Origin of the sequence: Comamonas sp. w2-DMI (assembly GCF_040187735.1) — a bacterium.
GTDB lineage: Bacteria > Pseudomonadota > Gammaproteobacteria > Burkholderiales > Burkholderiaceae_C > Comamonas > Comamonas terrae.
The window spans coordinates 1-21,654 of record NZ_JBANEL010000028.1; the positions used below are offsets into that span (position 1 = coordinate 1).

General features: G+C 63.2%; 16 protein-coding genes and 1 pseudogene. 10 read left to right on the forward strand and 7 right to left on the reverse strand.

What is annotated here, in order from left to right; genetic code table 11:
• Nucleotides 1–788: 788 nt before the first annotated feature.
• Nucleotides 789–1,667, reverse strand: coding sequence for a hypothetical protein (locus tag V8Z74_RS21995; protein WP_349711179.1), 879 nt, complete (start codon nt 1,665–1,667; stop codon nt 789–791).
• A 450-nt stretch (nt 1,668–2,117) separates the two neighbouring features.
• Between V8Z74_RS21995 and V8Z74_RS22000 the strand changes: the two genes are divergently transcribed.
• The 3 genes and pseudogenes from V8Z74_RS22000 to V8Z74_RS22015 all read left to right on the forward strand — a co-directional run bounded on the left by V8Z74_RS22000 (nt 2,118) and on the right by V8Z74_RS22015 (nt 4,686).
• Nucleotides 2,118–2,474, forward strand: coding sequence for a hypothetical protein (locus V8Z74_RS22000; RefSeq protein WP_349711180.1), 357 nt, complete (start codon nt 2,118–2,120; stop codon nt 2,472–2,474).
• 624 nt (nt 2,475–3,098) lie between these two features.
• A pseudogene (locus V8Z74_RS26310) lies at nt 3,099–3,771 on the forward strand (LuxR C-terminal-related transcriptional regulator).
• Nucleotides 3,772–3,822: 51 nt separating this feature from the next.
• Entirely contained in the window at nt 3,823–4,686 is an 864-nt protein-coding gene (locus V8Z74_RS22015) for a sensor histidine kinase (RefSeq protein ID WP_349711184.1), read from the forward strand.
• Between the two features lie 147 nt (nt 4,687–4,833).
• Here V8Z74_RS22015 and V8Z74_RS22020 read toward each other — a convergent pair whose 3' ends face one another.
• Nucleotides 4,834–5,715, reverse strand: coding sequence for an alpha/beta fold hydrolase (locus tag V8Z74_RS22020; protein ID WP_349711186.1), 882 nt, complete (start codon nt 5,713–5,715; stop codon nt 4,834–4,836).
• Nucleotides 5,716–5,761: 46 nt separating this feature from the next.
• A complete protein-coding gene (locus tag V8Z74_RS22025) occupies nt 5,762–6,751 on the reverse strand; it encodes a proteasome-type protease (protein ID WP_349711188.1) in 990 nt (329 codons plus the stop codon).
• Between the two features lie 272 nt (nt 6,752–7,023).
• On the opposite strand from V8Z74_RS22025, the gene V8Z74_RS22030 reads away from it, so the two are divergent.
• Nucleotides 7,024–8,946, forward strand: coding sequence for a methyl-accepting chemotaxis protein (locus V8Z74_RS22030; RefSeq protein ID WP_349711190.1), 1,923 nt, complete (start codon nt 7,024–7,026; stop codon nt 8,944–8,946).
• Between the two features lie 3 nt (nt 8,947–8,949).
• On the opposite strand, the gene mutS is transcribed toward V8Z74_RS22030, so the two are convergent.
• A complete protein-coding gene (gene mutS / locus V8Z74_RS22035) occupies nt 8,950–11,544 on the reverse strand; it encodes a DNA mismatch repair protein MutS (protein WP_349711192.1) in 2,595 nt (864 codons plus the stop codon).
• Nucleotides 11,545–11,809: 265 nt separating this feature from the next.
• On the reverse strand, nt 11,810–12,736 hold the full coding sequence (locus tag V8Z74_RS22040; protein WP_349711195.1) for a LysR family transcriptional regulator: 927 nt from the start codon (nt 12,734–12,736) through the stop codon (nt 11,810–11,812).
• A gap of 109 nt (nt 12,737–12,845) precedes the next feature.
• On the opposite strand from V8Z74_RS22040, the gene V8Z74_RS22045 reads away from it, so the two are divergent.
• The 4 genes from V8Z74_RS22045 (at nt 12,846) to V8Z74_RS22060 (ending at nt 17,498) form a co-directional block, all read left to right on the forward strand.
• Nucleotides 12,846–14,330 (forward strand): nitronate monooxygenase, encoded by a 1,485-nt coding sequence (locus tag V8Z74_RS22045; RefSeq protein ID WP_349711197.1) that lies wholly within the window; start codon nt 12,846–12,848, stop codon nt 14,328–14,330.
• Between the two features lie 71 nt (nt 14,331–14,401).
• Nucleotides 14,402–15,643: a class I SAM-dependent methyltransferase gene (locus tag V8Z74_RS22050; protein ID WP_349711199.1), complete on the forward strand. Its 1,242-nt coding sequence runs from the start codon at nt 14,402–14,404 to the stop codon at nt 15,641–15,643.
• A gap of 121 nt (nt 15,644–15,764) precedes the next feature.
• The gene (locus V8Z74_RS22055) at nt 15,765–16,538 is read left to right on the forward strand and encodes an SDR family oxidoreductase (protein ID WP_349711201.1); all 774 of its coding nucleotides are present in this window, start codon (nt 15,765–15,767) and stop codon (nt 16,536–16,538) included.
• Nucleotides 16,539–16,580: 42 nt separating this feature from the next.
• On the forward strand, nt 16,581–17,498 hold the full coding sequence (locus V8Z74_RS22060) for a LysR family transcriptional regulator (protein WP_349711203.1): 918 nt from the start codon (nt 16,581–16,583) through the stop codon (nt 17,496–17,498).
• Between the two features lie 18 nt (nt 17,499–17,516).
• On the opposite strand, the gene V8Z74_RS22065 is transcribed toward V8Z74_RS22060, so the two are convergent.
• Both V8Z74_RS22065 and V8Z74_RS22070 read right to left on the reverse strand, forming a co-directional pair.
• On the reverse strand, nt 17,517–18,587 hold the full coding sequence (locus V8Z74_RS22065) for a sterol desaturase family protein (RefSeq protein WP_349711205.1): 1,071 nt from the start codon (nt 18,585–18,587) through the stop codon (nt 17,517–17,519).
• Between the two features lie 259 nt (nt 18,588–18,846).
• Nucleotides 18,847–19,743, reverse strand: coding sequence for an inositol monophosphatase family protein (locus V8Z74_RS22070; RefSeq protein ID WP_066476422.1), 897 nt, complete (start codon nt 19,741–19,743; stop codon nt 18,847–18,849).
• A 252-nt stretch (nt 19,744–19,995) separates the two neighbouring features.
• Here V8Z74_RS22070 and V8Z74_RS22075 point away from each other — a divergent pair, with 252 nt between their 5' ends.
• Together V8Z74_RS22075 and cysE are read left to right on the forward strand one after the other, a co-directional pair.
• On the forward strand, nt 19,996–20,796 hold the full coding sequence (locus tag V8Z74_RS22075; RefSeq protein WP_349711207.1) for an RNA methyltransferase: 801 nt from the start codon (nt 19,996–19,998) through the stop codon (nt 20,794–20,796).
• Nucleotides 20,797–20,833: 37 nt separating this feature from the next.
• Nucleotides 20,834–21,646 carry a serine O-acetyltransferase gene (cysE, locus tag V8Z74_RS22080; protein WP_349711209.1) on the forward strand — a complete coding sequence of 271 codons (813 nt, stop codon included), beginning with the start codon at nt 20,834–20,836 and terminating at the stop codon, nt 21,644–21,646.
• Nucleotides 21,647–21,654 lie beyond the last annotated feature (8 nt).

The window sequence follows — 21,654 nt, forward strand, 5'->3', positions numbered from 1 at the left end:
TTCAATGAATCGAGGCATGCCATCTCCTGAAACCGAGATGAATTGACTTTATTCAGGTCATGGGTTGGCTACGAGAGGGTTTTCACACAGCCTCGGTCGATCTCCGCCATTGCGTCTGCCTTGCAGAAAGCGCCCTTGCAAATAAGCGGGCGCCTTCTTTTTGCAGCATGCCGCTCAGGCCTTGTGCAGCTCAGCCGTCTGCGCCAGGTTCAGCAGCGCGGCCTCCATCCTTCATGATTACGAAGGACAAGTTGGGAGGGCTGATGCAGATAGTGAATAAGGCATAGCGCAGCCTCCTGATCATAGAGCGTCCACTTCTAACGCTGCTCCAGTACATAACGCGATAGCGTCTCATTTTACTTGTTTTAAATAGCATGAAGTCAGTTATGGAAAAATCAGATGGAATAAATCCATGATTTATTCATCGATGGGTATAAAAAATAGATATTCACCAGGCCCCATTTCCGGTTTTATGGTGTACCCTTCGCAGTGCTTGTTTTTGCATTTGACCACTACAGCGCGGGGCCAGATGGTTGCGGACGTCGGATAGCCTGGCAAATACTGAGGTACATGCCATACGCCATAATCACCAACCGGCTGTGCGGTTTCTTCCCCTGGAATACCCTGTTGGCCGCTTCCTAGTGGCATGCGGTTAATGCTAAGAGGCGCGTTACTGATAGCCATCTGCGCCGGCCATGTCGGCAGTACGTAGGAACAGGATATCAGGACTATCAGATGGACAAGATATTTTGGCATGGTGGCCTCCGCATGAGCAAATAGGCCAGTTATCAATTGTCATAGAGTTTCGAAGTGCGAGGATCTTCCGTCACGGACGTAATACCTGCGCTGCGAGAACTCACCGGAGTGGATATTGCAATCGAAGAGGGTGCAGGCCGTACGCTGACAGTGGGCGCACCTTCACCAGAAACATCCGCTCCATAATTCGCCCGCCGCTCTTCCAATGTCATGGATTGCGGGCACTTAGTACCTGTGATTTCAAGTGCAAGCCGAGCTGATGGATCCATGCAGTCCATGGCCAAGGAGGCTGCTTTCATCCCTTTGTTCCAAAGTTCCCGGCTCATTTTAAGCCGTTTGCAATGTTCATCAGTCCAGGTACTTCCGAAGCTGACGCCAAAACCTGGGCCATTGGCACTTCCACTACTGCTACCCATGCAGGTGTCATTACTGGTAGTTAGATTCGGCCCATTTACGCTGGGTACGTTCTTCATCGTATAGCTACCTGTATATTCGACTATATTTTTTGATGTGCCACCTAAAGTGGTATTCAGATTTTGCGTAGTGGTGCCACTTGTTGTGGTATTGAGATTCTGTGTCGTGGTTCCGCTAGTAGTCGTGTTGATATTCTGTGTACTTGTTCCAGTGGTATTGATATTTTGGGTTGTGGTACCACTTGTATTTATATTCTGTGTAGTCGTTCCGCTCATCGTGACATGTTGGTCCGAGAAAGTGCTAAGCGTCTGTGGTGCAGCTGCTGCTTGTGGAGTCACGATCGTCACTGTCTGCTGGTTTCCAACTGCAGAGGTATATGCAGAACTCTGGGCGTTACTGCCATTGGTATTCGCATAACTTTCGGTGTTGCTGCTAGAGGTTTGAGCAAAGCTACCCGATATGGCGCAAAGACCAAGCAGACCTATTAGTACTTTCATAGCTCTCTCCTCATCCCCTTGACCGACTTCTTTGCCGGTCAAGGGGAAGGCGTGGCAGCAGAACTTTTTCAGTGAGCGTTTGCGCCCGAGACCGCACCTGCAGATCCCGATGTGCCGCCTCCGTTGGTCCAACCTCCGGCGTTGCCCAGGGCGATGCCGTTCTGAACGACATTGCCGGTAGAACCGGCGCCCGATGTAGTGTTGGTCCAGGTGCCGCCGGGGCCGGAAACTGCTCCAGAGGCGGCGCCATAGCCCGACTGGGTTCCTGCAGTGCTATTGACCGCGGCAAAACCGCCGCCAGGGCCGGCTGCAGTGCCTGCAGCATCCGCTGTATGGGAGGTTGCCTGCCCTGCCGCACCGCCGCTTACCGAAGCGCCGGGAGCGCTCGCGCCATAGCCCACAGCTGCACCGGAACTTGCATTCGCATTGGTGCCTGCAGCGCCTGCGGCCATGCCGTTGCCGGACGTGGCGGCCAAGCTATGGACTGAACCGGATGTACTGGCGGTTCCGCCAACGCTTGCGCCACCTGCGGCAAACCCAGGAACAGCAAATGCACCTCCACTACCATTTGCCGTTGCGTTTGCTGCAGACGTAGCGCTGTTGATACTTAGGGCACTACCGTTGCCGGCACTCGATGCAGAAGACACAGTTCCAGAAGAGGCACTGGAAGATGTGTTCGTTGCCGCGATGCTGGAGCTGCTGACGGCGGCAGAAGCCATGCCAGCCAGAGCAATAACGGCCATAGCGATCAGAGATTTTTTCATGATGGTCCCTTTAAATGCCGATTCCCAGTTTTTTGGGAGTTAAGGTGGCAGAGCGCTCTTACTACCTGTACAGAGCGATCCCTATTCAACCGCCAGCAAAAATGAAGAGCTTGGATGTTTTCAAAATCGCCTTTGGTCGGTGCCAGTTTCGGCAGACACATCAAAAATAAAAATCCCGCATTTAATCAATATTCATTGACCGACTCATTGGGTAAATATCTCGGGGAAGGGCCTGCCAAGAAACAAGTTAATGCTATAGTTTTTGCAATACTTTAAAGATGCAAGATAGGTGAAATTAAATGTAAATTTATTCATTTATTGTGTTTCTTATGAAAGAAAGAAAATATGTTTCATTTAGCTGCTTCTTGTTATTGCATAGGCAATTAAGAATTATATTTTTTAGGGCAATGAAAAAATTGAGACTTATTGTTGAGTACACCAATAAAAATACCCCATTTAAATGTTGTAAAATGTAATTTATGTAATACAAGCAAGGTTGTTGACATTTTTTATAGATTTCTTCTTGCTTTCAGTTAGCTTGGTGGCACTCGTGAAAAATCCTCTTTCAGGAGGCCGCATGTCGCTCCTAGCTAACACGTTGCAAGCCAACCCTGGTTCTCAACCCGGTCCATTGCGCTTTACCAGCAAGGCGCTATGGCCTTTGGATATGGTAGGTCAGGAGAACAAGCCTGTCAGAGTATTTGTTGTAGACGATGACTCACATATCCGGCGCGTCATTACGCAAGGGTTGATGGCGGATTCGCGCACCCTTCTTGTCGGACAAGCGGGGAGTCTGCGGGAAGCACGAAAGAGCATATGCCTACAAGAATTCGATGTATTGCTTGTCGATTTGAACTTGGGCGACGGCGAAGGCTTGGAGTTACTGGAGTTCACTCGTAATATCTATCCACATGCGCTAGCGATCGTTATATCTGTGACAGAGCGCGACGATGAAGTGATGCGGGCCTTTGAACAAGGAGCCGTCGGATATTTGCTTAAGAACTCTTGGTTTGATGATTATCCTCAAGCGGTCCTAGAAGTTGCCAATGGGGGGGGCATCGATCACTCCTGTGCTGGCCAAAAAATTATTATCACGTCTAGGCAAGTGTCTTGAAAAGCGTCAGCTTTCCGAATTTTCGTTAAAAAAAGAGCAGCTTACCGAGCGAGAGATAGAAGTTTTAAGATTCATTGCCTGCGGTTACACAAATCCAGAAGTTGCCAAGGCACTTAATATTGGTGTGATGACAGTTAATACCCACATTAAAAGCATCTATCGAAAGCTTCAAACCCATACAAGAGCTCAAGCTGTACGTGCAGCCTCTTCACGCGGATGGATCTAAAAATTCCATTTTGTAATTCCACTATCTAGTTTCCTTATTTTGGAGACTATTATGGAAAAGCTCTACAGGTTGAGCTTTAGCTTAGGAAAAAATATTTTCCAAGCCGCCATTTTGCTTTTCTTATGCTTTGATCTCTTTTGGAAAATCAATCCATGGATGCAAATGATAACCTTGCTAGCGGCAACGGGGAACTTGGTAAGCATAATAAGAGATATTCCGCCATTTTACTATTGCATTAGATCGGAAATCAGGTCTAAGAAAAAAGAAAATTCCCAGGTACAAGCGGAACGGAATCGCATTGCATCTGATTTGCATGACATGTTGGGGGGGCAATTGGTGTATGCATTGAGCTTAATAGATTCAGATGATCAAAGAGGACGCAGTCTTGCAAAAGAAGTGTTGGAGCAATCGCTGCTCAATCTCAGACTAATAGTCGATTCGATGGATGCGCACGACGATGGTTTTGTCACTGGCTTGGCTAGATTAAGACATCGCTTGGAACCCGTTATGCGGCGTAAGGGCGTTGCATTGTGGTGGCACGTGAACGCGCCGGATTTGACGGGAAAAGTAGGTGCATGCTCGCCTTTGCCAGTAGGGAGAATGGCCACACAATTACTTGCCGTGGTCCAAGAGGCCTTGTGCAACGCACTTTCTCATGCTGATGCGACCGAGATCTGGGTTACGCTGGAACCGTATGAGAAGGGCGATGTTCAAGGCCTAGACTGGAATTGGAGCCTTAGCATTGAGGATAATGGGAAAGGATTTGATCTCAATTCCGTCTTAGCTGATGCGTCGAAATGTGGCCATGGGATGGCAAGCATGTTTCGCCGTATGAAAGACGTAGGTGGTGATTTACACCTTCATCCCCGACAAGGCGGGGGCACACGAGTGCAACTTAGATGGCAAAACAGTTAAGAGTGTCTAACACACTGGCTGAAATTGGCTGCGGCAATCACCTGTGCTTGCCTCGTGAACAGATGGTGTTAATTGCTCCACCGGGAATATACCCTCACCGCAAGAAAGAGCCTTTCATACAAGGACTTTTTTCTTTTTGCAGGAAGCTCAAGCCTTGTGAATGCCCGCCGTCTGCGCCAGGTTCAGCAGCGCGGCCTCCATTGCCGCGGCCGTGGCTTCGGGCCGCTCCATGGGGAACAGGTGGCCGCCGTCCAGCATCATGATGCGCCCGCGCGTGACGCGTTCGGTCAGTTCCATGCCCACCTGGCGCATCTCCACCGAGGCACGCCCGCCGATGAAGGCGGCCGGGCAGCGCAGCGGGTGGCGGCGCAGCTGGCTGGCGAAGTTGCTCGGCAGGGTGTTGTAGATGGCGGTTTCCACTTCGCGCGTGAACAGCAGCGTGCGCTTGCCGCTGGCATCGGCCAGGCCGTTTTCCACATAGTCCTGCAGTACCTGCGGATGCCATTGGGCAAAGGCCTTCTTGCTGCGAAAGTGCTCCAGCGCCTCCTGCGTGCTGGCCCAGGTGGTGCGGCGGCGCTGGCTGATCTTGCCGGGCGAGATGGAGCCCACGAGCTGGGTGCGCTTGGCCAGGTCCAGCGCGTTGGCCTTCCAGCCGCCGATCAGCGGCGAATCAAGCATGAGCACGCCGCGCACCAGCTCGGGGTGGCGAGAGGCTGTCATCACGCTGAGCAGCCCGCCCAGCGAGTGGCCGGCCAGGAATACGGGCTGGCCCAGGCGCTCGAACTCGGCGCGCACGAACTGGTGGAGCTGCTCCACCAGATGGGGCCAGTTGTTGCTGACCGGGTAGCGCGGGTCGTGGCCGAAGCGCTCCACGCCGCGCACTTCCATGCCGCGCTGCTGCAGCAGTGAGATCAGCAGCCGGTAGGTGGGCAGCGGAAAACTGTTGGCATGGGAGAACACCAGCGGCAGCGGCTTGCCATGCAGGAATGCAGGAGGGTCTGCAGGTGTGCGGGTACGGAGCTTGGTCATGGCAGGAAATGGCTTTGCAAGCGCGCAGGAAGGCCGGCGGTGCCGGTCAGTGCCCACCCTGGCGCTGCAGGCGCGCCTGCTCTTCCTGGTCGTGCAGGCGCTGGTAGGCCTGGGCCGTGCTCAGGCCCTGCTGCACGGGCTGGCGGGGCTGGCGCAGGGCGGCGGGTGGCAGGGCGCCCGCGCGGCGGTCGACGGCCTCGGTATCGCCCTGCCGCGGCGAGGCCGGCGGCGCGCCCACCTTGGTCAGCGGGCGCGCGCGCATGCTGTGCACGCGTATCGGTGTCTGGGTGTCGCCTCCGCTCCAGGCGGGGTCCTCGATGCTGTCGAACACGTTGCGCAGGCGTTGGCCCCAGCTGTCATGCAGCATGCGCAGATAGGGGTTGGATTCGTCCAGGCAGACGATCTTGTCGGTGGCAAAGCGGTTGTTCTCATAGACGATCAGGTCCAGCGGCAGGCCTACCGAGAGATTGGACTTGAGCGTGCTGTCCATGGAGACCAGCGCACATTTGGCGGCTTCGTCCAGCGGGGTTTCGGCGGTGATCACGCGGTCAAGCACAGGCTTGCCGTACTTGGATTCGCCGATCTGGAAATAGGGCGTCTCGCTCGTGGCCTCGATGAAATTGCCGGCCGAGTACACCTGGAACAGGCGCATGCCTTCGCCCTGGATCTGGCCGCCGAAGATCAGCGAGACATTGAAGTCCACGCCCGCGCGCTGCAGCGCAGCTGCCTCGCGGTCATGCACATGGCGCACGGCCGCGCCCAGCACGCGCGCGGCGTCGAACATGCTGCGCACGTTCCAGATGGTCAGGGCCTCGCCCGTGGCGCTGTCCTGCAGCTGGAAGCTCTCGAGCAGCTCGCGCACCGACTGGGTGATGGACAGGTTGCCCGCCGACTGCAGCACCATGAAGCGGTCGCCCGGGTTCTCGTAGATCATGACCTTGCGGTAGCAACTGATCTGGTCCAGCCCCGCATTGGTACGCGAGTCGGACAGGAACACGAGACCGGCGTTGAGCTTGAGGGCGACGCAGTATGTCATGGGTGATAACAACAATAATGAAAAACGTATGAAGGCCAGGCGCAGCAAGCGCTTGATGCTTTCATTTGAGTAGCAATAAACGCTGGCTGCAACGCGATTCTAGAAGGGTTTGAATATTGGCGGCGGCGGCTCTGGAACTGCCGGCGCTGCCTAGTCTGTTCCCTGCGCCGGATGCAGGCTGAGGAAGTCCCTGAGACAGGCTGCCTGGAGGCGTGAGAAGATGCCGCCCCTTGTTGGAACACTTGCTTACAGTCGGTTGGAGGAGGGAGCCCATGCACGCATTTCGCAATCTGTCGATACGGACCAAGCTCATGGCCAGCATGGTGGCCTGCCTGCTGCTGTTCGTGGGCATTTCCACGGCGCTGGGTTTTGTGCTGACGGGCGTCAGCCTGCGCGAGCGCGTGGTGGGCCAGGAGCTGCCGGCCGTGGTGGGCGAGATCCGCAACGACATCCTGCGCCAGATCGGCACGCCGCTGGCCGTAGCCCGGTCGATAGCCGGCAACAGCTTTGTATTGGACTGGGAAGCCGCGGGAGAGCTGGAAGAAGGCAACGCGGCCTGGGCCCAGTACGCCCACGCGGTCAAACAGCAGGCCGGGGCCTCCTCGGTGTTCTGGGTCTCGGGCTCCACGGGCCGGTATTTCGGCGAGCAGGGGCCGGTGCGCAGGCTGGCGCCCAAGGGCGAGGGGGACCAATGGTTCTACGACCTGCTGGCCAGCGGCAAGCAGCAGGTGCTGGAGATCGACAAGGACGTGAGCTCCAGCGTCTACATGCTGTTCATCAATGTCAGGTTCGACGCGGGCCAGGGCCGGCAGGGCATTGCGGGCCTGGGCCTGTCGGTGGATGGACTGGCCCAGGCTGTGCGCGGATACAAGGTGGGCGAATCCGGCTCGGTCTCCCTGGTGCGTGGCAACGGCAGCATCCTCGTGCACCGCGATCCGGCCCTGGTGGACGGCAAGCACTGGCTCAAGGACCGGCCCGGCTTCAGTGCCGATCGCAGCGCCGCGCTGCTGAATCGCGAGCGCTTTGCCCATGCCATGTACGAGGCGCCTTCGGGCCGCCAGATCATCGCTTCCTCCTACGTGCCCGAACTCGATGTCTATGTCATCGCCGAGCTGCCCGAGGCCCAGGTGCTGGGCGGCGTGCGCCGCACGATTGCGCTGACCTCGGCCGTGGCCGGCGTGGTGGGCGGTGGCATCGGCCTGCTGGTGATCTGGCTGGTGAGCCGGGCCATTGCGGCACCCGTGGGCCGTGCGGCGCGGATGCTCGAAGAGATTGCCGACGGCCATGGCGACCTGAGCCGGCGCATGCCCGTGGAAAGCCATGACGAGGTGGGCGCGCTGGCTGCGGCCTTCAACCGCTTTGTCTCCTCGCTGGAGCGCATGGTGGGCGCGGTGCGCCAGGCGGCCGATTCGATTTCCGTGGCCAGCTCCGAGGTGGCCCAGGGCAACCAGGACCTGAGCCAGCGCACCGAGCAGGCGGCCAGCGCCCTGCAGCAGACGGCGGCATCGCTGTCGGTGCTGACGAACAGCGTGCAAGCCAATACCGAGGCCACGCGCAGCGCGGGGCAGCTGGCGCAGTCGGCGCGCGGCGTGGCCGAGCGTGGCGGCGCGGCCTTCCAGCAGGTGGTGGTGACCATGGAGGGCATCCACCATGCGTCGCGCAAGATCGCCGACATCATCGGCGTGATCGACGGCATTGCCTTCCAGACCAATATCCTGGCGCTCAACGCGGCCGTGGAGGCCGCGCGCGCCGGCGAGCAGGGCCGCGGCTTTGCCGTGGTGGCGGCCGAGGTGCGCAGCCTGGCCCAGCGCTCGGCCGAGGCGGCCAAGGAAGTGCGCCAGCTCATCACCGATTCCGTGACCCAGGTGGGTAGCGGCTCGCAGCAGGTCGAGCATGCGGGCGCCACCATGCATGAATTGCTGGATGCCGTGGCCAAGGTGGCGCGCATCATCGAAGAGATCAGCGATGCCTCGCAGACGCAGGGGCGCGGCATTGCCGAGATCAACCAGTCCGTGGCCGGCCTGGACGACGCCACGCAGCAGAACTCCGCGCTGGTCGAGCAGTCGGCCGCCGCCGCGGCCAGCCTGCGCGAGCAGGCCGCGCGCCTGATGGGCGAAGTCTCGGCCTTCAAGCTGGGCGAAGGGCCCCAGCGGAGCCAGTCCTCACAGCATCGGCAGAAACTGCTGGACGCCTGAGGATCAGGCGGCGCTGGCGCTCAGCTTCTTGAGCTGATACAGCGCCTCCAGCGCCTCGCGCGGGGAAAGCTGGTCGGGGTTGATGTCGGCCAGGGCCTGGGCCAGCGGGTTGTGGGCCGGAGTCTCTTCCACCAGCTCCGGCGCGTCGAACAGATTGACCTGCAGGTCGTCCTCGCCGGCCTTGGCCTCCAGGGCTTCGAGCGCATGGCGCGCATGGTGCAGCACGGCGGCCGGCATGCCGGCCAGCTTGGCCACCTGGATGCCGTAGCTGCGGCTGGCAGGGCCGGCCTGGATCTCGTGCAGGAACACGATGTCGTGCCCGGCTTCGACCGCGCCCACGTGCACGTTGACGGCGGCCCTGGCCCGGGCGGGCAGCTCGGTCAGCTCGAAGTAGTGGGTGGCGAACAGCGTGAAGGCCTTGGTCTTGTCGTGCAGCTGGGTGGCAATGCCGCTGGCAAGCGCCAGGCCGTCGAAGGTGCTGGTGCCGCGGCCGATCTCGTCCATCAGCACCAGGGAGTGGGGCGTGGCCGCGTGCAGGATCTGTGCGGCCTCGGTCATCTCCATCATGAAGGTGGACTGGGCATTGGCCAGGTCGTCGGCCGCGCCGATGCGGGTGTGGATGGCATCGATGGGCCCCAGGCGGCAACTGGCCGCCGGCACATAGCTGCCCATGCTGGCCAGCAACACGATCAAGGCTACCTGGCGCATATAGGTCGACTTGCCGCCCATGTTCGGGCCGGTGATGATCTGCATGCGCGTGTTGGCGTTCATGCGCGTGTGGTTGGCGATAAAGCTGCCGCTGGAGGTCTCGGCCATGCGCGCCTCCACCACGGGGTGGCGGCCGGACTCGATCTCTATGCAGGGCTGGCTCACGAACTCGGGCTCGGCCCAGTTCAGCGTGAGCGAGCGCTCGGCCAGCGTGCAGAGGACGTCGAGCGCGGCAATGGCCTGGGCCACGCGCGAAAGCGCGGGCACATGGGGCTGGAGCTGGTCCAGCACCTGCTCGTACAGCCATTTCTCGCGCTGCAGCGCGCGCTCCTGGGCCGACAGGGCCTTGTCCTCGAAGGCCTTGAGCTCGGGCGTGATGTAGCGCTCGGCGTTCTTCAGCGTCTGGCGGCGGCGGTAGCGCTCTGGCACCGCATCCTTGTAGCTGTTGGTGATCTCGATGTAGAAGCCGTGCACTTTGTTGAACTGCACGCGCAGGTTCGGAATGCCGGTGAGCAGTTTTTCCTTGGCTTCCAGCTCCAGCAGGAATTCGTCGCAGTTGTTCTGGATGGCGCGCAGTTCGTCGAGCTCGGTGTCGAAGCCCGAGGCGATCACGCCGCCGTCGCGCACCAGGGCCGCGGGCTCTTCCATGATGGCCCGGGCCAGCAGCTCGGCGCAGCCTTCGGGCGGCACCAGATCGGTGAAAATCTGCGTCAAATAGGCCACAGGCGCTTGCCCGGACTGCGCCAGCAGCTTCGCTTTCTGTAGCGTCTTGCCCAGGCCCACCAGCTCGCGCGGGCGCACCTGGCGCAGCGCCGTGCGCGCCGTGATGCGCTCCACGTCGCTCACGCCCTTGAGCTCGGCGCGCAGCGCCTGCCAGGGGGCGGCCACGGCGTTGCCCGCGCCGCGCAGCACGCGAATGGCTTCCAGCCGCTGCATGGCGCTCCTGCGGCTGCGCTCGGGCTCCAGCAACCAGGTCTTGAGCAAACGGCTGCCCATGCCCGTCATGCAGGTGTCCAGCAGCGAGAACAGCGTGGGCGAATCCTCGCCGCGCAGCGTCTTGACCAGCTCCAGATTGCGGCGCGTGGCCAGCGGCAGCGCGATCAGTTCATCGTCGCGCTGGACTTGAATGGCGTGGATGTGCGTGAGATTGCGCCCCTGCGTGTGCTCCGCATACGAGAGCAGGGCGGCGCTGGCGGCGTGGGCCAGCGCCAGGCCCTCGGCCTCCCAGGCCTTGAGGCTGGCGGCGCCCAGCAGCTCCAGCAGCTTGCGCTCGCCCAGGCCCGCGTCGAACTGCCAGTCCGGGCGGGGCGACAGCGGGCATGCGATGGAGCCGGCATGCTTGATGGCAAACAGGCTCTGCTCGAAACGCTCGGTCACGCCGGCGCTGTAGATCACCTCGCTGGGCGCGATGCGCGACAGCCAGGCACCCAGTTCGTCGGCCGCGCATTCGGCCATGTGGATGCGGCCTTGCGTCACGGCCATCCAGGCCAGGCCCACGCGCTGGCGTCCCGCCGTGTGCAGGGCCAGCAAGATGGCTTCGCTCTTGTCCGACAGCAGCTCGCTGTCCGTCAGCGTGCCGGGCGTGACCACGCGCACCACCTTGCGCTCCACCGGGCCCTTGCCCACGCCGATCTCGCCGACCTGCTCGCAGATCGCCACCGATTCGCCCATCTTGATCAGGCGGCCCAGGTAGTTCTCCAGCGCATGGAAGGGCACGCCGGCCATGGGAATCGGCATGCCGGCCGTCTGGCCGCGCGTGGTGAGCGTGATGTCCAGCAGGCGCGTGACCTTTTCTGCATCGCCGAAGAACAGCTCGTAGAAGTCGCCCATGCGGTAGAACACCAGCGTGTCGGGATGCTGGGCCTTGAGCTGCAGATATTGCTGCATCATGGGCGTGTGCTGCTCAAGGGGGACTGCGCTAAGTGTTTGATTTATCCAGGAATCACTCATAACAAAAACTCAAATCAATCACTTAGTTGGATTTGTCGGGGATCGCCAGCCCTGTGGCCCGGATCGCCCGCGGCACGGGCTGGCCGAGGCCGCGCCGGGCACTGGCAGGGAGGCAGTGCAGCGGCTGGCAGAGGGTGAGCATTATTGTCCATGCACGGGCTGCGGTCGGCTTGCGGGGTGTTGCGGGCAGGTGGCTGTTACGGTGCTAGTTCTGGGCCGGCATGGCGGATCGGGATGGCACCGTGGCAGGCCGTGCTGTGATCGGTGGGATCGGCCCCGGCGGTTCCTGCATCTCCTGCCGCGCGATCATGCGCAGCCCCTGGCGGGCGCGCGATAGTGCTTCCTCGTCGTGCTCGGCCGCATAGACCGCGCAGACCGAATGGGAGAACTGCGGCGCATGGTGAACGGCGAACAGCTGGCCGCTTGCGATGAAGGGCGCCACCGTGCCCGAGCGGAAATAGCCGGCGCCGCCCACGGTCAGCAGATAGGTCAGGGCCAGCGGGCCCAGCGAAATGGTGACCGGCGCATGGGGCAGGTCGGGAAAGGCTGCACGGTGGCTGGCCGCAAAGCCCGGGCCCCAGTCCACATGGATATAGCGTGCGGGGTCGAGCCGGCCGTCGGCGCTGCTGGTGACCATGACCAGCTTTTCCTCCAGCAGCAGCTCGCAGACCAGGCGCGGCCGCTGCGGCGGGCTGTAGAGCACGGCCATGTCGAGCGAGCCGTCCTCCACGCGGTCCAGCAGCCGGGCCGGCACATCGACATCGGCGCGCAGCGCGACCTCGGGGCAGACATGGTGCATCCAGACCAGCCAGTCGGCCAGCAGCGGGTGCCAGATGCTGGGCTCGCCGCCCACGCTGATGACCTGCTCGCGCCCCGGCGGCAGCGCCACATGCTGGCGTGCGCGCTCCCAGCCCTGCACCAGGCTGGCGGCATGGCGCACGAAGCGCTCGCCGGCCGGCGTCAGCCGGGCGCCGGCCTTGTTGCGCACGAACAGCGGCCGCCCCAGCTGCTGCTCCAGCGTGCGCACGCGGGCACTGATGGCGGTCTGGGTCAGGTGCAGGCGCCCGGCGGCCGCCACGAAGCTGCCGCTGTCGGCGATTTCGAGAAAGGTGCGGGCCAGGTCGATGTCCATGAAATCAGAGCAAAAAAATTGATTTGAAATCAAATAATAATTTGTTTGTGTGCATTGAAGCGAGGGTCCATCATGGGGCTGTCTCCGTTTTTTCCGCAGGAGCCCGTCCATGCACCGATCTTCACCACAAGCTTCACCCTTGCCGCGCACGGCGCTGTGCGAGCTGCTGGGCTGCCGCCATCCCGTGCTGCTGGCGGGCATGGGCGGTGTTTCGCGCGCGGAACTGGTGGCCGCGGTGACCGAGGCCGGTGGCTTCGGCTTTCTGGGCATGGTGCGCGAGCCGCTGGCGCTGATCCGCACCGAGGTGGAGCACGTGCGTCGGCGCACGGACCGGCCCTTCGGCGTGAACCTGATTCCCGCGGCCACCGATCCGCAGCTGTTGCATGAGCAGGTGGCGCTGTGCATTGCGCTGCGGGTGCCGGTGGTGGGGCTGTTCTGGGATGTGCATCATGCGGTGATCGCCCGGCTGCGCGAGGCAGGCACCGTGGTCGTCCACCAGGTCGGCTCGGCGGGCGAGGCGCTGCTGGCGCAGGAGGCGGGAGCCCAGGCATTGATTGCCCAGGGCGTGGAAGCCGGCGGCCATGTGCGCGGGCGCCTGCCGCTGGCGCAGCTGCTGTCCCAGGTGCTGTCGGTGACCGGCGTGCCCGTGGCGGCGGCGGGCGGCCTGGCCGACGGGCGCGATATGGCGCGCGTGCTGGCCCAGGGAGCGCAGGCTGCCGTGCTGGGCACGGCCCTGCTGGCCACGCAGGAGTCCTTTGCGCACGACTACCACAAGCAGCGCGTGGTGCAGGCCCGTGCGGGGGACACGGTGCTGACCGAGGATTTCCACATCAACTGGCCGCCGCATGCGGCCGTGCGGGTGCTGGCCAACAGCGTGACGCGCTGCGAGCGCGGCGATCCTTGCGCGGCCGGGCGCACCGTGATCGGCGAGGAAGAGGGGCGGCCCATCTATCTGTTCAGCACCGATTCGCCGCTGCGCTCCATGACCGGCAACTTTGAAGCCATGGCCTTGTATGCGGGCAAAGGGGTGGACCGCATCACCTCGGTCGAGCCAGCAGGCGAACGCGTGTCGCGAATCGTGGCCGAGGCGGCCCGGCACTGGCGGCTGCTGGAAGGCGAGCCGGTGGAAGTGGCCTCGCCGGTCTGCTATGCGGCCGATGTGGAGCGCGACCGCCATGCGCCCGTCATCGCGCGGCTGGACGAGCTGCTGGAGGCCGAACGCGCCGGCGCGCGCGTGACGCTGCGCAGCGCCGCCCAGGCGCAGGACGGTGAGATGCGCGAACTGATCGAGGCCGTGCACCGCGACGAGGTCCAGTGGTGCGCCATGCTGATGCGCGCCATCCGCAGCCTGCAGGGCACGCCCAGCTCGCGCACCGGCGATTTCTACGACAAGGCCATGGCCTTCGAGAAGCTGGACGAGCGCCTGGCCTTTCTGAACCGCGGCCAGGGCTGGGTGGTCAAGAAGCTGCGCGAGCTGCTGCCCATGGTGGACGATGCGTCCATACGCGAAGGCCTGGCCGAGATGCTGCGGGCCCACGAGGCCAACCTGGACAAGGTCAACCGTCGCCTGGGACTGGTGCGTCCTGCACATTGACGCGGTTCCGTCACAGGCGGGTGCAAGACTTGAATGAATCGGGGGTGGGCTTGGCATCAAGGAGGTTCCGGATGTTCTGGGAGAAAAAGCTTGCGCAATGGGCGCAGCAGGTGAGGGCGCAGACCAATGTGCCGGCCCGGCTGGTGCTGTGGAACGGGCAGCAGCTCGACTTCGGCCAGTTCGCCGCGCCCCGGGTCACGATCAAGGTCCGCAGCGCGACCGCGCTGCCCATGCTGCTGGCTCCCAGCCTGGACCACCTCGGCGAAGCCTACGTCAAGGGCCTGCTCGACATCGACGGGAGCCTGGCCGACATCATCCACGTCAGCTATGCGCTGGCGCGCAGCTCGGTTGCGGGGACGTCGGGGGCCACGGGCCGGCTGGCGCGCGTGGCGCGGCATTGGAGCCACAGCAAGGCCAGCGACCGCAAGGCCATCCAGTACCACTACGACGTCTCCAACGACTTCTACCAGCTCTGGCTCGACGAGAGCATGGTGTATTCCTGCGCCTATTTCGAAAACGGCGACGAGGACCTGGCAACCGCCCAGCGCAAGAAGATCGACCACATCCTGACCAAGATCCGGTTGCAACCCGGTCAGCGTCTGCTGGACATAGGCTGCGGCTGGGGGGCGCTGGTGCTGCGCGCGGCCAGCTGCTTCGGCGCGCAGTGCGTGGGCGTGACGCTGTCGCGCAATCAGTTCGAGCTGGCGACCGAGCGCGTGAAGGCCGCGGACCTGCAGGACCGCGTCGAGATCCGCCTGCAGGACTACCGCGACGTGCCGGGACAGTTCGACCGCATCACCAGCGTCGGCATGTTCGAGCATGTGGGGCGCGAGCACCTGCCGCTGTATTTCTCGCGCATGCATGACCTGCTGGCCGACGACGGCATGGCGCTCAACCACGGCATCACCCTCACCGATGCGGACAGCGGCGCAGTCGTGCCGGAAGGCGGCGATTTCATCGACCGCTATGTGTTTCCCGACGGCGAGCTGCCGCATATCAGCCTGGCTCTGGAATGCATGCAGCGCGGCGGCCTGGAAGTGCTGGACGTGGAAAACCTGCGCCGGCACTATGTGCGCACGCTGTCGATCTGGTCCGGGAATTTCGAGTCGCATGCGCAGCAGATCCGCGCGCTGGTGGATGAGCAGAGGTTCCGCATCTGGCGCGTGTACCTGGCCGGCTGCGCCCATGCGTTCGAGAACGACGATGTGTCCATCTTCCAGGTCCTGTGCCGCAAGGCCGGGCGCAGCGCGCAGCAGATTCCCTGGTCGCGCCGCTACATGTACGACAGCGGCAGGCCGCCGGGCCAGCCTTGAGGGCGGGATTGTTCGCGCTTGCTGGATGATCCATCCCGGCACCGGCGGTTTATCGCCGGGGCCCGTCTGCCTAAGCTGGGAGCCGTCTTCAACAGTTCCCATCGACATGCAAGGAGCATCCATGGCAGACCATTCCATCCGCAACAAGGTCGTATTGATTGCCGGCGGCGCCAAGAACCTGGGCGGGCTGGTTGCCCGCGATCTGGCGGCCCAGGGCGCCAAGGCCGTAGCCATCCACTACAACAGCGCGTCCTCCCGGGCCGATGCCGAGGCCACGGTGGCCGCCGTGCAGGCTGCCGGTGCGAAGGCCGTGGCGCTGCAGGGCGACCTGACAAGCGCGGCTGCGGTCGAGAAGCTGTTTGCCGACGCCGTGGCAGCCGTGGGCCGTCCCGACATCGCCATCAACACGGTGGGCAAGGTGCTCAAGAAGCCGCTGGTGGAGATTTCCGAGGCCGAGTACGACGAGATGACAGCCGTCAACAGCAAGACGGCCTTCTTCTTTCTCAAGGAAGCCGGCAGGCATGTGAACGACAACGGCAAGATCGTGACGCTGGTGACCTCGCTGCTGGGCGCGTTCACGCCGTTCTATTCCTCGTATGCGGGCACCAAGGCCCCGGTCGAGCATTTCACGCGCGCGGCGGCCAAGGAGTTCGGCGCGCGCGGCATTTCGGTCACGGCCGTGGGGCCGGGCCCCATGGACACGCCGTTCTTCTACGGCCAGGAAGGCGCGGATGCCGTGGCCTACCACCGGACGGCTGCGGCGCTGTCGCCGTTTTCGCCCTCGGGCCTCACGCACATCGAGGACGTGGTGCCTTTCATCCGCCACCTGGTCAGCGACGGCTGGTGGATCACCGGGCAGACGATCCTGATCAATGGCGGCTACACCACCAAGTAGGAACGTGCTGCAGCGGACCGGTGCCGGTTATGCTGCATTGCCATGGACAGAATCGACCGGTATCGCATCTTCGTGCAGGTGGCAGAGATGGGCAGCTTCATCAAGGCGGCCCATGCGCTGGAGCTGCCGCGCGCCACCGTATCGGCGGCCGTGCAGCAGCTGGAGGCCCAGGTCGGCGCACGGCTGCTGCACCGGACCACGCGCCAGGTCAGCCTGACGGCCGACGGCGCGCTGCTGCTGGCGCGGGCGCGCGCCCTGCTGGCCGAGGCCGAGGACATGGAGCAGATGTTCCATGCGCGCGTGCGCCAGGCCGCGGGCCGGCTGCGCGTGGATGTGCCCAGCCGCATTGCGCGCCGCCTGCTGGCTCCCGCATTGCCGGGCCTGCTGCGTGCGCATCCGGCGCTGCGGCTGGTGCTGGGCTCCAGCGACCGGGCGGTGGACTTGGTCCAGGAGGGCGTGGACTGCGTGGTGCGCATAGGCGCTTTGCAGGACAGCAGTCTGGTCGTGCGCCCGCTGGGCCGCATCGCGCTGATCAACTGCGCAAGCCCCGCCTATCTGCGCGAGCATGGCCGCCCCGATGCACCTGCCGATCTGGCGCATGGCCACTGGAGCGTGGGCTATGCATCGCCGCATACGGGGCGCGAACTGCCCTGGAGCTATGTGGAGCACGGCTGCGGGCCCGAGGGCGAGCAGACGCTGGCCCTGCCAAGCCGCGTGGTGGTCAACAATGCCGAAAGCTATATCGCCTGCTGCGAGGCCGGGCTGGGGCTGATCCAGATCCCGCGCTACGACGTGCAGCATCTGCTCGATGCGGGCCGCCTCGTCGAAGTCATGCCGGCCTGCCGCTGCGCGCCCATGCCCGTGGCTCTGCTGTATCCCCATCGCCACCAGCGTTCGCGGCGGCTGGCGGTATTCATCGAATGGTTCGAGGCGCTGATGCGCCCCCACCTGGAACCCTGAAGGCTCCGGCTCACGGCCCTATTGCAGTTCGGGGCGCGATCCCGCAGGAGAGGGCGCGGGCTGGACGGGGTCCTCGTCGTGGATGGGCCGGTAGCCGGGCCCGAACGACACATCGCCCAGGCGCCAGCCCGCGCGGCAGGTGAAGGCGCCCCAGAAGCGGCGCAGCGTGTACCACTGCATGCCGATCAGGCCGCGTTCATTGTCGGCATCCACCTCGGGATCGCTCACGCCCGTGGGGCGCAGTTTCTCTCCATGGTAGAGCGCGGTGCCGAACAGCTGGTCCCACCATGGCAGCACCTGGCCGAAGTTGCAGTTGTGGCGCTCGGGCCGGTCGGGGTCGCGCAGCATGTGGTGGTTGCGGTGAAAGCGCGGTCCCACCAGCAGGCGCTCGCCGAGCCGGCCCAGCCAGCCCAGGCGCAGTGCCACGTTGGCATGCGAGAAGTTCTGCACCAGTTCGCTGAGCAGGCCCAGCAGCGCGAACTCCGAGGGCTCCACGCCCATTGCCAGGCCCACGGTGGCGAGGATGAACGATTGCAGCATGCCGTCCAGGTAGTTGCTGCGGTCGTTGCTCCAGCAGCTCATCTGGCGCTGGCTGTGGTGCATGCTGTGCATGGCCCACCACCAGGGAATGGCGTGCTGGGCGCGGTGCATCCAGTAGTACACGCAGTCGTAGACCACGTAGTACACGGCAAACAGCACATAGGGATGCTGCTCGAACCAGGGAAACCAGGCCTTGAGGCCGCTGGCTTCCTCGGTGGACGGCCCACCGCCGAGCAGATGGGCAAAGGGCATGAGCACCAGGAAACTGAACAACGGAAACAGCCCCAGCAGCATGAGCAGGGTGTAGTGGCGGTCCACCGTGGTGTGGCGGCGGTCGGCCCAGCGCTCGGCCGGCATCAGGCTCTCCAGCGGGCGCATCACGCCGGCGATCAGCAGCAGCTGCAGCGCCGCGATCAGCACCGCCTCAGCGATCTCGCGCGGATCGCCTGCGGCCTGCGCGATGTCCAGCGCGGAAACCACGGGAATCACTGCGTGCGTGGAAATCCAGTGGATGGCCGAAGCCCAATGCTGGCTGAAGAAATCGGTCATGAACCCCATACCTGTCGCGTATTTCAAGAATGGCCCGCCATGCTTGCGCACTGGCGTGCAGCCGCAGTCCCTGTGCGGCCCCCGACGGGGCGCTTTTGCCCTGGGGCGGCCCGGCGGCAAAAACAGCGGCGCCGCCCGGGGCGGCAAGAGCGCAATTCTTGCCGGGGTTTTTGCGGATTGTGTGGAGATGGCGGTGCGCTGCCGCAACAAAAAAGCCCAGTCCGGGGACTGGGCTGGGCGGCCGTGGGCGACCTTGTCCTTATTCGGCGTCGCCGTCCGGGCCTTCGGCTTCAGCGGGTTCGGCAGCGGCGTCCAGGGACTGGCGCACCTCGGCCTTTTCGCCGGCACTGGCGAATTTGCTGTACTTGCCGATCACGGGAATCAGGGCACCGTAGATGCGCGGGTTGGCGGCCAGGCATTCCTTCTGTTCCAGGAAGTCGGCTTCGCCCGTGAAATTGCCCACCAGGCCGCCGGCCTCGGTCACCAGCAGCGAGCCGGCGGCCACGTCCCAGATCGACAGGCCGGACTCGAAGAAGCCGTCGGCAAAGCCGGCGGCCACATAGGCCAGGTCCAGCGCCGCGGCGCCGGGACGGCGCACGCCGGCGGTGCGCTGCATCACGTCGCCCAGCATCTGCATGTACTGCTTGAAGTTGTCGCCGCGGCGGAAGGGGAAGCCCGTGGAGATCAGGCAGTCCTTGAGCTGGGTGCGCTTGGAGACGCGGATGCGGCGCTCGTTGAGGAAGGCGCCGCGACCGCGCGTGGCCGTGAACAGGTCGTTGCGCGAGGGGTCGTACACCACGGCGTGCTCGATCTTGCCCTTGTAGGCCAGCGCAATGCTCACGCAGTACACGGGGAAGCCGTGGATGAAGTTGGTGGTGCCGTCCAGCGGATCGATGATCCAGACGTAGTCGGAGTTCCGGGAGCCATGCTCGCTGCCCGATTCCTCGGCCAGGATGGCGTGCTGGGGATAGGCGCCCAGCAGCGTCTCGATGATGACGCGTTCGGAAGCCTGGTCCACCTCGGTCACAAAGTCGTTCACCTGCTTTTGCGCAACGCGCACCGATTCCACATCGAGTGCGGCACGGTTGATAAGGGCGCCAGCGGCGCGTGCAGCCTTGATGGCCACGTTGAGCATGGGGTGCAGGTTGGACGACATAAATTGTGAGGGCGTTGGCGGGGCAGCCCGCGGCAAAGGCGGGCCGTACTACGCGGGTAAGAGCGGGAAACGCCACCACCGGCGATGCGGGGCGGCGACAATAGGGCGCAATTGTAGCCAGAGTGCGATTTTTTTGCTGCGCTGGCCGCATGCCCATGAGCGTCGCACAAAAGGCTTGCCCGGCAGGCCGTTTTTTTGCTAGGCGCCATTCTGCCCGAGGGCCGCAGCGGCCCTGCCTCGATTCCTACTTTGATGAAAACCCGATTCGTACTGATTGAAACCAGCCACGCCGGCAATGTGGGCGCTGCGGCGCGCGCGCTCAAGACCATGGGCTTTGACGACATGGTGCTGGTGCGCCCGCGCTACGGCAACGTGCTGCGCAAGGAGGAAACCATACAGCGCGCCAGCGGCGCCCTCGATGTGCTGGGCAATGCCCGCGTGGTGGAGACGCTGGACGAGGCCCTGGACGGCGTCAGCCACCTGTGCGCCACGGCCATGACGCCGCGCGATTTCGGCCCGCCCACGCGCACGCCGCGCGAGCATTTCGAGCTGCTCCTCAAAGGGGAGCTGGATACGCGCTCCACGCCTGAGGTTGAGGGCGATTCGACCGATAACCAGCCCACGGCCGGTGCGGCCTGCAACCAGAAGGGCGTGGCCTTTCTCTTCGGCTGCGAGCGCTTCGGCATGAGCAACGACGACGTGTACCGCTGCGACGTGGCGCTGTCGATTCCCTCCAATCCGCAGTTCGGCTCGCTGAACCTGGGCGCGGCCATCCAGGTCGTGGCCTACGAATGGCGCCAGGCACTGGGCGGCTTTCCCGTGGTGGAGCACACGCCAGAGGCACACCGCGCCGACGCGGCCCAGGTGCAGGGCATGCTGGGCCACTGGCAGGAGGCGCTCACGCATATCGGCTTTCTCGATCCGGCCGCGCCCAAGAAGCTCATGCCGCGCCTGAACCAGCTTTTCAACCGCGCGCAGCTGACGCAGGAGGAAATCCACATTCTTCGCGGTGTTGCCAAAGCCATGCTGCAGAGCCAGCCGCCAACCCGCTAGACTTCACAAGCTAAACATTTCCTCACGTTGTTATTTGATGCTTGATCGCCTGCGCTCCGACATCCAGTGCATTCTCGACCGCGACCCCGCGGCCCGCAGCACCTGGGAGGTCATCACCTGTTATCCGGGGCTGCATGCGATCTGGCTGCAGCGGCCCGCGCACTGGTGCTGGACGCACGGCCTCAAATGGCTGGGGCGCTTCATCTCCCACATGGGCCGCTGGCTGACCGGCATCGAGATCCACCCCGGCGCGGTCATTGGCCGCCAGGTCTTCATCGACCACGGCATGGGCGTCGTGATCGGCGAGACGGCCGTTGTCGGCGACGGCTGCACCATCTACCACGGCGTCACGCTGGGCGGCACTTCGCTGTACAAGGGTGCCAAGCGCCATCCCACGCTGGGCAAGAACGTGGTGGTCAGCGCCGGCGCCAAGGTGCTGGGCGGATTCGAGGTGGGCGACAACGCCAAGATCGGCAGCAATGCCGTGGTCATCAAGCCCGTGCCCGAAGGTGCGACGGCCGTAGGCATTCCCGCGCGCATCATCCCGAGCAAGAACGGCCACAGCGCCGATGTGACCGAGCACGACCACGCGAAGGCCGAAGGCGGGCAGTCCGTGCCCAAGGCTGAGGGCTTCACCGCCTACGGCGTGACGGCCGAAGTCGACCCCGTGGCCCAGGCCATGCGCAGCCTTTCCGAGGGCGCGGCCTGCCATGAAAAGCAGATCGCGTTGCTGTGGGAGGCGCTGGAGAAGCTCTCGGCGCGCAGCAAGATGGACGATTGCGTGCCCTGCGAGTCCGAACGGCCCCAGGCCTTCGAGAAGGACAAGATCGACCAGATCATGGGCAAGTAAGCAAGGAC

What these genes read in the sequence shown, in the direction of transcription:
- V8Z74_RS21995 (WP_349711179.1), bottom strand. Translation starts at nt 1,667, where the DNA reads ATGAAAGTACTAATAGGTCTGCTTGGTCTTTGCGCCATATCGGGTAGC.
- V8Z74_RS22000 (WP_349711180.1), top strand. Translation starts at nt 2,118, where the DNA reads ATGCCGTTGCCGGACGTGGCGGCCAAGCTATGGACTGAACCGGATGTA.
- V8Z74_RS22015 (WP_349711184.1), top strand. Translation starts at nt 3,823, where the DNA reads ATGGAAAAGCTCTACAGGTTGAGCTTTAGCTTAGGAAAAAATATTTTC.
- V8Z74_RS22020 (WP_349711186.1), bottom strand. Translation starts at nt 5,715, where the DNA reads ATGACCAAGCTCCGTACCCGCACACCTGCAGACCCTCCTGCATTCCTG.
- V8Z74_RS22025 (WP_349711188.1), bottom strand. Translation starts at nt 6,751, where the DNA reads ATGACATACTGCGTCGCCCTCAAGCTCAACGCCGGTCTCGTGTTCCTG.
- V8Z74_RS22030 (WP_349711190.1), top strand. Translation starts at nt 7,024, where the DNA reads ATGCACGCATTTCGCAATCTGTCGATACGGACCAAGCTCATGGCCAGC.
- mutS (WP_349711192.1), bottom strand. Translation starts at nt 11,544, where the DNA reads ATGATGCAGCAATATCTGCAGCTCAAGGCCCAGCATCCCGACACGCTG.
- V8Z74_RS22040 (WP_349711195.1), bottom strand. Translation starts at nt 12,736, where the DNA reads ATGGACATCGACCTGGCCCGCACCTTTCTCGAAATCGCCGACAGCGGC.
- V8Z74_RS22045 (WP_349711197.1), top strand. Translation starts at nt 12,846, where the DNA reads ATGCACCGATCTTCACCACAAGCTTCACCCTTGCCGCGCACGGCGCTG.
- V8Z74_RS22050 (WP_349711199.1), top strand. Translation starts at nt 14,402, where the DNA reads ATGTTCTGGGAGAAAAAGCTTGCGCAATGGGCGCAGCAGGTGAGGGCG.
- V8Z74_RS22055 (WP_349711201.1), top strand. Translation starts at nt 15,765, where the DNA reads ATGGCAGACCATTCCATCCGCAACAAGGTCGTATTGATTGCCGGCGGC.
- V8Z74_RS22060 (WP_349711203.1), top strand. Translation starts at nt 16,581, where the DNA reads ATGGACAGAATCGACCGGTATCGCATCTTCGTGCAGGTGGCAGAGATG.
- V8Z74_RS22065 (WP_349711205.1), bottom strand. Translation starts at nt 18,587, where the DNA reads ATGACCGATTTCTTCAGCCAGCATTGGGCTTCGGCCATCCACTGGATT.
- V8Z74_RS22070 (WP_066476422.1), bottom strand. Translation starts at nt 19,743, where the DNA reads ATGTCGTCCAACCTGCACCCCATGCTCAACGTGGCCATCAAGGCTGCA.
- V8Z74_RS22075 (WP_349711207.1), top strand. Translation starts at nt 19,996, where the DNA reads ATGAAAACCCGATTCGTACTGATTGAAACCAGCCACGCCGGCAATGTG.
- cysE (WP_349711209.1), top strand. Translation starts at nt 20,834, where the DNA reads ATGCTTGATCGCCTGCGCTCCGACATCCAGTGCATTCTCGACCGCGAC.